Origin of the sequence: Allokutzneria multivorans (assembly GCF_039537405.1) — a bacterium.
Lineage (GTDB): Bacteria > Actinomycetota > Actinomycetes > Mycobacteriales > Pseudonocardiaceae > Allokutzneria > Allokutzneria multivorans.
Genome location: NZ_BAABAL010000006.1, coordinates 529,747 through 539,915, shown reverse-complemented (window position 1 = coordinate 539,915; position 10,169 = coordinate 529,747). Strand labels below are relative to the sequence as shown.

Below are 10,169 nucleotides of genomic sequence, written 5' to 3'. Positions count from 1 at the left end.
AACTTCTTCGCCTGCTGGTAGAACTGATCCGCCCCGTACATGTTCCCGTGATCGGTCATGCCCACCGCTGGCATCCCCAACCGCTGCGCCTCAGCGAACAGCGGAGCGATCTTCGCCGCACCGTCCAGCATCGAGTACTCGGTGTGCACGTGCAGGTGGACGAACGACTCAGACCCAGCCGACACCGGCGAACCTCCCAGAGCTAGCGACCGACCCAATCTAGTTCGTTGCTCACCGTGATGGCACGGACCCTGCTCCGGCGCGTCCGGGTCACGCGGGACTCCTTGCTGCCAAAGGGAAAGCGGCCCTACTCCAGCAACCGTGTGACCGCTGGTCCGAGCGGGTCGCCGACCAGTGCGAGCGAGTTCTCCGCCCGCGCGGCCAGCTCGAGCGGGTCGATCCCCCTGCTCAACCGCCCGTGCACGACGCGGTCGAGCCCGGCCCCGAGCAGCGGTGCGGCCGTGCGCAGCGCCGGGTCCAGCGCGATGGCGGCGGTGCTGCCACCGTGCATGACGATGTTGCGCTGCCGGTAGAGCCGCCGGAACACGCCCTGGAAGACGTGCCGGACGTCCATCAGCTGGCCGTGCGGCGCCCGCAGCACGGCCCTCATCCGCTCAGCGGCGGCGATGTCGTTGTAGGAGGGCAGCGCGAGCGGTGTCCCCGCCACCAGCGCCTCCGCCACCACCTCGCAGCGCTCGACGCTCGTGCGGCAGGACTTCAACCGTTTCGAGATCTGGTCCGGTTGGAGCGGTTTGTGCTTGTACCCCAAGGTGGTCAGCTCCGCTTGAGGCCACGAGCACGCAATGATCCCGGCGAGGCGGTCCGCCGAAACGGCACGGCCTTCTTCGACGTCCGCTTTGTCGCCGGGGTGGAACAGCAACGACTCGATCGCCGCCCAGGCTCCCGAGACCGCTGAAGCCTCTGTTCCGGAGTTCAGCTGCGACGCCAACTCCAATGCTTCGTCAAGCCGGTCGCTGCGGTTGACGGCGTACATGGTTCCTTCGCTCTCCAGGGAGAGGATTTTGATGCCGCGCTCAGGTGGGAGCAGGGGCAGTGGCGTCGTGTGGCCTGCGATCCACACTTTGCCCAACGGCTCCAGGCGCTTCGTGACGCGGCGTGAGTAAGAACGGCGTGCTTCGAGGCGGCGCACCCTGCTTCCCGCCTCTCGCGCCGCGGCCACGACGTCCTTCGCGGTGAACATATAGCGGAAGGCGCCGTTGTGCCTAGGCCCTGTCCGGTAAGTCGTCAGGTTTGCAGGTCTTCAAGACCACCCAACCCCCGCCCCAGTCGTCTTCAACGACAGCAAACCCCGCAAGACCGCAGGGTTTGCGGCGGTTAGCGATGATCAACAGAGGGGTTTGCTGGTCTTGAAGACACCCGAACCTCGGCGACACCGTGACCGGAACGCACAGCGCAACCACTTGCAGGACAGGGCCTAGGCGGATGGTCGATCTTCTGCTCGGCGAACCACGCCGCAGCGCGCGACGGCGAGCCCCATTCCGGCAAGTGCTTGGCGAGCGACTGCTTGTCCGGAATCGAGACGAATGGCACCAGCACGTCGAACGCGCGATCGTCCTGATCCGCAAGGCGGCAGGCATCGTGCAGCAAGTCGGCCAGCGTGGCGTCGGAATCCGTGCTCAAGGCGCGCGCCCATCGGTGCAGGTAGCCGGAGCTGTGCCCGCAGTCGAGGAGATGTGTGGCCACCGCACGAGCGAGCCGCTCGGGGGACAGCGTCTTCGTCGAGTCCACGGCACCCGCCCAACGCCCGAGATATCCGTTGGTGATCAAAGGCATCAGCTGCACCAGCCGCCGCCGCTCGCGGCTGTTCGGTGCCAGTCCCGAGCGCAGGAGCGTCGTGAGCTCCTGGCGCAGTCGCGAATCGCCGAGCCCTCTGTCCGGGCCGAGTTGCCGTTCCAGCGCGCGCAGGTACCAGGAGACCGCGCCCGGGGAGAGGACTCGCGTGCTGACCCAGTCACCTGCCTCCGCCGCCTCGCGCAACGCCAGCGCGCTGCTGGCATCCCAGAGCCGACGCGGCCACGGCGTGGTGTCGGCGAAGTAGTCCAGGAGCCGGGCTGTCACGTGGCGCGCGTAGGGGTCGGCGGACAGCGATCGCGTTGAAGTAGATGATGCTGCGGTCATGGGGTGCTACACTTGCAGCAGCGTTCAACGCTAAATTCCCAAGCCGGAGAGCCGCCAGTAGGCCGCTCTCCGGTTTTCTTTTGCGTGGGCGGCCCTGAGCTGCGGCTTTGTCGTTTTATGTGCCAACTTGGAAAGTGTTATCGGTGATTCGTTTCCGCCCTTGTCGCGAATCGTCGGGCGAAGAGCATGCTATTGGGGGACGGTTTGCCAGGGGCGCAAACTGTGAATGTGGCTATCTTGCCCCGAGTGATCGATCCGAATGCCGTCAAGCGACCGACCAGAGTGGGCGTCTACGTCGACGCGTTCAACGTCTACTACGGCGCGCGTGCCCATTGCGGGAAGGGAACGGCGGGGTGGCGTTGGCTGGACATCGGCGGCCTGGCGACGAGCCTCATCAACCCCCGGCTCTGGCCCAACCCCGTCCTTGACCGAATCGTGTACTGCACCGCGCTGCGCGAGCGCGAGAACGACCCGAGTTCGCTCGCCGACCAGGAGACCTACATCGGAGCGCTGAAGCACCACTGCGGCAATGTCCTTGTCGCCTACGGCAAGTACATGCCCCGCACCAGCACGGGCCTGCTCGTCGACAGGAGCGGAGGTCGCCCGCGTCAGGTGTTCTCCCCCGGCGGCGATCAGGTGCCGGACTGGCTGCCCGTGCGGGAGGTCATCGGCCCCCAGGGAGAACCAGCGCTGCTGGCGTCGGTCGCGACCTTCGAGGAGAAGGGGTCTGACGTGAACGTCGTCAACCACCTGTTGGTCGATGTTCTGACCCACCAGGTCGACGCGGCCATGGTGTTCTCCAACGACAGTGATCTGAGCCTCCCGTTGAAGATGGCTCGGACATGGGTTCCGGTCGCCACGGTCAATCCACATGCGATGCCGACGGCGGGGGACCTCCGCGGCGGCGCTGCCGACGGAGTGGGAGGGCACTGGTGGCGTCGGCTCCGCTCCGACGATTTCCGCGCGCACCAGATGCCCTCCCAGGTCGGATCGCACGCGAGACCCACTGGGTGGTGAGAAGAGATTTGATGATCGCGTTGATGAGTGTTATGGTCTAGCTACCGAACCCGGTTCTTGCGGAAACGCAGGGCCGGGTCTTTTTTTGTTCGCGACCTCACGCCGGAGCTGCTGAGCTGGGCGTGGGGCCCTCGCCTAGGCTCTTCGGCGTGAGCTCGAAGCCCCGCATCCCGAACGTGCTGGCCAACCGCTACGCCTCCGCGGCGCTGGCCCGGATCTGGTCCCCGGAACACAAGGTGGTGCTGGAGCGCAGGCTCTGGCTGGCCGTGCTGCGCGCGCAGGCGGACCTCGGTGTCGACGTGCCGTCGAGCGCGGTGGCGGACTACGAGCGGGTGGTCGAGCAGGTCGACCTGGCCTCGATCGCGGAGCGCGAGCGGGTCACCAGGCACGACGTGAAGGCCAGGATCGAGGAGTTCAACGCCCTGGCCGGGCACGAGCACGTGCACAAGGGCATGACCTCCCGCGACCTCACGGAGAACGTGGAACAGCTCCAGGTGCGGCTGAGCCTGGAGCTCGTCAGGGACCGCGCGGTGGCGCTGCTGGAGCGGCTGGCGAAGCTGGCGGCGGAGAACGCCGAGCTGGTGATCGCGGGCCGCTCGCACAACGTGGCGGCGCAGGCGACGACGCTGGGCAAGAGGTTCGCGACGGCGGCGGATGAGGTGCTGGTGGCGTTCGGGCGGGTGGAGAACCTGCTGGAGCGCTACCCGTTGCGGGGCGTGAAGGGGCCGGTCGGCACGGCGCAGGACATGCTGGACCTGCTGGGTGGTGACGCCGAGAAGCTGCTGGAGCTGGAGCGGCGGATCGCCGAGCACCTGGGCTTCGACGCGGTGTTCACCAGCGTCGGGCAGGTCTACCCGCGCTCGCTGGACTTCGAGGTGGTGACGGCGCTGGTGCAGCTCGCGGCGGGGCCCTCCTCGCTGGCGAAGACGATCCGGTTGATGGCGGGCCACGAGCTGGTGACCGAGGGCTTCCAGCCGGGCCAGGTCGGGTCGAGCGCCATGCCGCACAAGATGAACACCCGCTCCTGCGAGCGCGTGAACGGGCTCGCGGTGATCCTGCGCGGGTACGCCTCGATGGTGGGCGAGCTGGCGGGCGACCAGTGGAACGAGGGCGACGTGTCCTGCTCGGTGGTGCGCAGGGTCGCGCTGCCGGACGCGTTCTTCGCCTTCGACGGCCTGGTCGAGACCTTCCTGACGGTGCTGGACGAGTTCGGCGCGTTCCCCGCGGTGATCAGCCGCGAGCTGGACCGCTACCTGCCGTTCCTGGCAACCACGAAGATGCTGATGGCGGCGGTCCGCGCAGGGGTCGGCAGGGAGACCGGGCACGAGCTGATCAAGGAGCACGCGGTGGCCTCCGCGCTGGCCATGCGCGAGCGGGGGACCGAGCGCAACGAGCTGCTCGACCGGCTCGGGGCGGATGAGCGGTTCCCGCTCGGGCGCGAGGACCTGGACCGGTTGCTCGCGGACCGGCTGCCCTTCACCGGAGCCGCGTCGGCTCAGGTCGGCGCCGTCGTGGAGCGGGTCGAGGAGGTCATGGACCGCCACCCCAAGGCCGTCGGGTACGCACCGGAACCGATTCTGTAGCGGCGGAGTTCAATCGCTGGGCCGAACGGCCGTCAACCGTGCGTACACCGAATGATCGAGCAGCGCTGGTTCGCGTACGTGAACCTTATTCGGTTAAATCAGGACCCTGGATGCAGTGGGGTACCGCGCGGCGGGGCGACCCGACAATGTGTGCGGAGGTCAAGTTCCGCTCAAGCGTTGTGGTGTCGAGGGGGTCGTCCGCGTGGTCGCTCGCTTGGAAGGCAAAGCGCGCAACCGCGCCGCCCTGCTGGACGCTGCGCGGGACGTGATCGTCGAGGAGGGCCACCGCGGCGCCTCGCTCGGCATGATCGCCGGGCGGGCAGGGCTGACGACGGGCGCCATCTACTCGATCTTCGGGAGCAAGCGGGACCTGCTGGTCGCCGTGGTGGAGGACATCCACTGGCGGGTGATCGCCGAACTGCGCCAGTTGGGGGACCCCCGGCTCGGCCTCGAACAGGTCATCGGTGTCTACGTGCACGGGCGGCTGTGCGCGGCCGGTACCAAGGAGGCCGCGCAGCTGCTGGCCTTCGAGATGGAGCTGGCCGGGCAGGCGCAGAGCGACCCGGTCGTCAGCACGCGCCTGCGTGAGATCGCCCAGCGCTCGGACCACCAGTTCGCCGAGGCCCTGGTGGGCAGGGCGGACAAGAGCGGCGCGGTGATCGGGCCGGAGCGGGCGCGCCAGCTCGCGCTCGGCATCGGCGCGCTGGTGCAGGGTTTCGAGCAGCGGAGGCTGCGCGGGGAGGACGTGCCGGACCAGCTGGTCGTGGACCTCTCGGTCGCGCTGGCCCGGCAGTGACCCCTCAGGAGCCGATGCTCTCCAGCAGCGATCCGGAGTCCGGAGCCTTGGTGTAGACGATCGGCTCCTTGGACAGCTCGCTCGTGCGGCCGCCCTTGAACTCCGCTTGGACCCGCAGGTCGTACGCGGTGTTCGGGGCCGCCCGGTCCGGGCTGAACTTCTTGCCGACCAGGATCTCGAAGAACTGGTCGTCGGTGGCCTTGACCGTGCGGAAGGTGGTCGTCGGCTGCCCGGTCTTCACGACCAGGACGTGGTACTTCACGGCCTTGTCGACCGGGGACCAGCCGATCTTGTCGCTGCCGGGCAGGTGGTAGTAGTCGAACACGGAGAACGGCGAGCCCTGCGCCACCGCCGGGGGCGGGGTCGCCGCCATGGCCGTGGTGCCGGTCGCGAGCAGGGCGAAGCCGCAGAGCAGGACGGCGAGGCTGCGGTACAGCCGGCCTGGTGACATGGATGCGCTCCCTCGGAGTTCAGTCGGAGATAATGACGTTACTGGCGCAGGCGGAAACGTCGGCCGTCGATGCGGGGCTTCGATCGGTGGAAGTTCTGCCTTGCGCGTCGTCACCCTCTGTGGGACCTCACTTCACGATGTACACCAGTCGCTGCTTGTCGCCGTAGTCCTTGAAAGCCGCCGCCCGCGCCGAGGTCGTGCAGTGCGCGACGAGCTTGTTCCGCGCGAGCTGCCCGCCCCAGGCCCTGGCGACGGCGTTGTTGTGGAAGTCCATCTCGTGGCTGGCCGGGGGCGCGGGGTTCTCCTCGTGCGCGTCACCCCAGCGCTTGGCGTAGGCGCTGCCGTGGTCGGCGCTCAGCAGGGACTGCCACATGCAGTGCCGCGCGGCGTCGCGCTGGGTCCCGTCGTAGGACTGCGAGGGGAACGCGGAGGTGGACTCGTCCGTGGCGACCTTGGCGACCGCGAGCGCGGCCAGGCAGCGGATCGGGTTCTCCGCGCAGATCTTGCGCTCGCTCTCGTTGAGCTCGGCCATGGCCTGGGGGCCGGCGGAGGCGGGGGTTGTGAAGCCGAACACTGCGACGGCGGTCAACGCGAGGGCTGAGAGGGGTCGGCGCACGGCGATTTTCCTCCTCTGACAGGGGATTCGAGCTCAAGTCTGTTGCAGGCAGGGGTGATCCCCAAGCCTTTCGGGATCTGCTGAAGGTGAGCGCCGTCTAGGGTTGGCCCGTGCCAACGCTTGCCGAGTACCCGCAGATCGCCGCAGGTAAGGTCCGCCAGCTCCACGCCGTGGACGACGAGCACCTCCTGCTGGTCGCCTCGGACCGCATCTCCGCGTACGACCACGTGCTGGAGTCCGCCATCCCGGACAAGGGGCGCGTGCTCACGGCGATGAGCGTGTTCTGGTTCGAGCTGCTCGCCGACCTGGTGCCGAACCACCTGGTCGCGCACGACGACCCGCGCATCCCCGACGAGGTCCGGGGCCGCGCGCTGCTGGTGCGGCGCCTGGCGATGGAGCCGGTGGAGTGCGTGGCGCGTGGCTACCTGACCGGCTCCGGTCTCTCGGACTACAAGCGCACGGGCGCGGTGTGCGGCGTGGAGCTGCCCGCCGGGCTGGTGGAGTCCTCGCGGCTGGCCGAGCCGATCTTCACCCCGGCGACCAAGGCCGAGATCGGCGCGCACGACGAGAACGTCTCCTTCGAGGCCGTGGTGAAGGAGGTCGGGCAGGAGAAGGCCGAGCGGCTGCGCGAGCTGACGCTGAAGGTCTACGCGCGCGCGGCCGAGCACGCCCTGGAGCGCGGCGTGATCCTGGCCGACACGAAGTTCGAGTTCGGCACGGACGCCGGCGGTGCGCTGGTGCTCGGCGACGAGGTGCTGACGCCGGACTCCTCGCGGTTCTGGGTCGCCGAGGGCTACGAGCCCGGCCGGACGCAGCTGTCCTTCGACAAGCAGTTCGTGCGCGACTGGCTGACCTCGCCCGCCTCCGGGTGGGACCGTGCGAGCGACACGCCGCCGCCCGCTCTGCCCGCCGAGATCGTCGAGGCCTCCCGCGAGCGCTACCTGCGGGCCTACGAGATGATCACCGGCCGCTCGATGGCGGACTGGCCCTCACCCGCCTGAGAGTTCGCCGCACCGGGTTTCCGCGCTCACCTGGGGTAAAGCCGCTGGTCACCTCGGTCGTGCTCACTGGGGGCGTGGCTACCAGGCTCCTGGTCTCGCTCTCCGGCGTCGACGCGGGCTCCCTTGAGCACTGCGCGTCCGTCGCCGACGAGCTGGACCGGCTCCGCGTCCCGTTGTCCCTGTTGGTGAACCCACTGCCCGAACAGTCAGCAGTGGGCTGGGTCAGATTCCGCCGGAGCACCGGGGACGCCTTGGTGCTCAACGGTTTCGGGCGTTCTCCCGTGTTCGTGCCGCAGCAGCGGAGGGCCAGGCGCAAGCCTTCGCTGCCCGCGCACGAGGCCGGGTTGCGGCTGATCGCGACGGTGGCTTCCTTGGAGGTGCGTGGATTGGTGACCGACTGCTTCGCGCTGCTGGACGAGACGGTGTCGCTGGGCACGATGACCGCGTTGCGGCGCCACGGCTTCACGGTCTGCGCGGATGCCAACGGCGTGCACGACCTCAAGACTGGAACGCACTGGCGCGGGCGCGTGCGGCGCATCGGCCAGCGCGCGGAGTTCGCGATGATCCCGCGCCGCGCCGAGCTGGTACGGATCACCGTCGACGCCGCCGACCTCGCCCGCCACCCGTACCGGTGGGCGCTGTTCGACGCGGTGGAGGACGCGCTGCGCGACGGCGCGATCCCGGGGACCTACGCGGAGGTCAGAGTTCCACCGCTTCGGCGTGCTTCAGGCCACGGACCTCGGTCTTCTCCGCGCTGAGCCGGTCGAACCAGCCGTAGTACAGCTCCGGCCGGGCCAGCAGCGCCTCGTGGATCGGCACCGCGACCCGGGGGGCGACGGCGTTCATGAAGTCGACCGCTTCGGCGAGCTTCAGCCAGGGTGCTTCGGTCGGCAGGCCGAGCACGTCGACGTCCTGGCCGGGCACGAACAACGCGTCACCGGGGTGGTAGAACGCGCCGTCGCCGATCACGTAGCCGAGGTTCGGGATACCGGGCAGGGCACCGTAGATCGTGGCGTGATCCCCGCCGACCGCGTCGACCCGGACACCGCCGATGCTCAGCACCTCGCCGGGCTCGACGACCTTCAGCGGCGCGCCGAGATCGACCACCGAAGGGGCGGAACCCTTGTCCAGCACCAGTTCTGCGCGCGGATTGGCCTTGAGCAGGTCGGGCAGCCGCTCCAGGTCGAGGTGGTCGAAGTGCTGGTGGGTCACCAGGACCGCGTCCAGCTCGGTCAGCCCCTCGAAGCCCGAGGAGAACGTGCCGGGGTCCAGCAGCAGGCGCGCCGATCCGGTCTCCAGCAGCACGCACGAGTGGCCGTAGTGGGTGATCCGCATGGCCCGAGTCTAGGAGCGCGACGGCCGTGCGGCGGGCCGGCCGAGCGGCCCGCCGCACGCGGTCAGGACAGGAGCAGCAGCTCGGCCTCCTCCTCATGGGTGAGGCCGGAACGGCGTTCGCGCTCGAGGCCGAGGCTCAGCTCGTTCTCCAAGGCCGCCCTGGTGGCATCGCCCAGCGAGCGGTGACGCAACCCGGCGTCGGCCGCGGGCTTCGGGTCGTGGGCGAGCATGCCGTGGTTGCCGGGCACCCACAGCGGCAGCGACCGCGCTCCCGCCCACGGGTTCACCCCGGCCTCGGCCAGCTTCGCCTCCGCGAGCGGGACCAGCTCGATGTCCTGCCCAGCGACCTCGGCGATCTCGGCGATCATCTCCGGGAGCGGTGTGATCGGGCCGATCGCGTCGAAGACGCCGCCCAACCGCTGCTCCGAGGCGTCGACCAGCCAGTTCGCCAGGTCAAGGACGTCGACGTACTGTGCGGGCTGCTCCGGCGAGTCCGGGACCACGGCCCGCCCGCCCTGGTAGAAGCGCGCGGGCCAGTAGCCGAAGCGGTCCGACCAGTCCTCGTGCCCGGTGATCAGGCCGGGGCGGGGGATGAACGCGCGCTCGCCGAGCGCTTCGAGCACCCGGTTCTCGCTGGCGACCTTGATCCGTCCGTAGGCCGCCGGGTTGTCCGCCGGGGTCCGCGCGTCGGTGGTCTCCAGCAGCGGTTCCAGGGTCTTGGCGGAGGTGTCCTGGCCGAGGGGGCCGTGGTCGGCGTAGACGCTGATCGAGGAGACGAAGGTCCAGTGGCCCGCGTTCGCGGCCAGCGCTTCGAGGGCCTCGTTGACCCAGGTCAGCGACATCGTGGCCACGTCGATGACGGAGTCGAAGTGCTCGCCGGCCAACGGCGCGAAGCCCTCTGGGTCGTTGCGGTCGACGCGTATCAGCTTGGCGCCCGCCGGGACCTCACCCGAGGCGCCCCGCGCCGCGCAGAGGACGTCGTGGCCGCGCCGCACCAGCTCGGTCGCGACGGCCTTGGACAGGAACTTCGTTCCACCTAGTACGAGTACCCGCATGCATCCAGCCTGGCTCGCGGAACCGGAGCGGGCCATCCCTCTCGCGGAGGGCGAACGGACGGCGAACAGGTGAAATTGATCTGCGGCGCAGCTCACGCCCGTGAGCACCAACTCTGGAGAAGGTTCGAACCCGCTGGTCAGGTAGTCTGCGGCTGCCCGCCGAGCCGCAAAAACCG

The 10,169-nt window shown here is 69.1% G+C and carries 12 protein-coding genes; 5 read left to right on the top strand and 7 right to left on the bottom strand.

Annotated features, from left to right (window positions below; genetic code table 11):
* From ABD798_RS12455 to ABD798_RS12445, 3 genes are all read right to left on the bottom strand, one after another.
* A partial coding sequence (locus ABD798_RS12455) for a PHP domain-containing protein (protein WP_425549209.1) occupies positions 1–131 on the bottom strand: 131 nt, incomplete at its 3' end.
* A gap of 176 nt (positions 132–307) precedes the next feature.
* Positions 308–994, bottom strand: coding sequence for a hypothetical protein (locus tag ABD798_RS12450; protein WP_344873946.1), 687 nt, complete (start codon positions 992–994; stop codon positions 308–310).
* Positions 995–1,335: 341 nt separating this feature from the next.
* On the bottom strand, positions 1,336–2,079 hold the full coding sequence (locus tag ABD798_RS12445) for a hypothetical protein (protein WP_344873944.1): 744 nt from the start codon (positions 2,077–2,079) through the stop codon (positions 1,336–1,338).
* Between the two features lie 306 nt (positions 2,080–2,385).
* On the opposite strand from ABD798_RS12445, the gene ABD798_RS12440 reads away from it, so the two are divergent.
* The 3 genes from ABD798_RS12440 (at position 2,386) to ABD798_RS12430 (ending at position 5,535) form a co-directional block, all read left to right on the top strand.
* Positions 2,386–3,156: a PIN domain-containing protein gene (locus tag ABD798_RS12440; RefSeq protein ID WP_344873942.1), complete on the top strand. Its 771-nt coding sequence runs from the start codon at positions 2,386–2,388 to the stop codon at positions 3,154–3,156.
* A gap of 149 nt (positions 3,157–3,305) precedes the next feature.
* Positions 3,306–4,739 (top strand): adenylosuccinate lyase, encoded by a 1,434-nt coding sequence (gene purB, locus ABD798_RS12435; protein WP_344873940.1) that lies wholly within the window; start codon positions 3,306–3,308, stop codon positions 4,737–4,739.
* A gap of 202 nt (positions 4,740–4,941) precedes the next feature.
* Entirely contained in the window at positions 4,942–5,535 is a 594-nt protein-coding gene (locus ABD798_RS12430; RefSeq protein WP_344873938.1) for a TetR/AcrR family transcriptional regulator, read from the top strand.
* Between the two features lie 4 nt (positions 5,536–5,539).
* Here the strand turns inward: ABD798_RS12430 and ABD798_RS12425 are convergent, their stop codons facing one another.
* A complete protein-coding gene (locus tag ABD798_RS12425) occupies positions 5,540–5,986 on the bottom strand; it encodes a hypothetical protein (RefSeq protein ID WP_344873936.1) in 447 nt (148 codons plus the stop codon).
* A gap of 127 nt (positions 5,987–6,113) precedes the next feature.
* Complete coding sequence (locus ABD798_RS12420; protein ID WP_344873934.1) at positions 6,114–6,602, bottom strand: DUF6973 domain-containing protein; 489 nt, start codon at positions 6,600–6,602, stop codon at positions 6,114–6,116.
* A 110-nt stretch (positions 6,603–6,712) separates the two neighbouring features.
* Between ABD798_RS12420 and ABD798_RS12415 the strand changes: the two genes are divergently transcribed.
* Both ABD798_RS12415 and ABD798_RS12410 read left to right on the top strand, forming a co-directional pair.
* On the top strand, positions 6,713–7,603 hold the full coding sequence (locus ABD798_RS12415; protein ID WP_344873932.1) for a phosphoribosylaminoimidazolesuccinocarboxamide synthase: 891 nt from the start codon (positions 6,713–6,715) through the stop codon (positions 7,601–7,603).
* Between the two features lie 74 nt (positions 7,604–7,677).
* Entirely contained in the window at positions 7,678–8,361 is a 684-nt protein-coding gene (locus ABD798_RS12410) for a DUF2334 domain-containing protein (RefSeq protein WP_344873930.1), read from the top strand.
* Here the strand turns inward: ABD798_RS12410 and ABD798_RS12405 are convergent.
* Positions 8,303–8,938, bottom strand: coding sequence for an MBL fold metallo-hydrolase (locus ABD798_RS12405; RefSeq protein ID WP_344873928.1), 636 nt, complete (start codon positions 8,936–8,938; stop codon positions 8,303–8,305). The genes ABD798_RS12410 and ABD798_RS12405 overlap by 59 nt on opposite strands.
* Positions 8,939–9,000: 62 nt before the next feature.
* The gene (locus tag ABD798_RS12400) at positions 9,001–9,993 is read right to left on the bottom strand and encodes an NAD-dependent epimerase/dehydratase family protein (protein ID WP_344873926.1); all 993 of its coding nucleotides are present in this window, start codon (positions 9,991–9,993) and stop codon (positions 9,001–9,003) included.
* Positions 9,994–10,169: the final 176 nt, after the last annotated feature.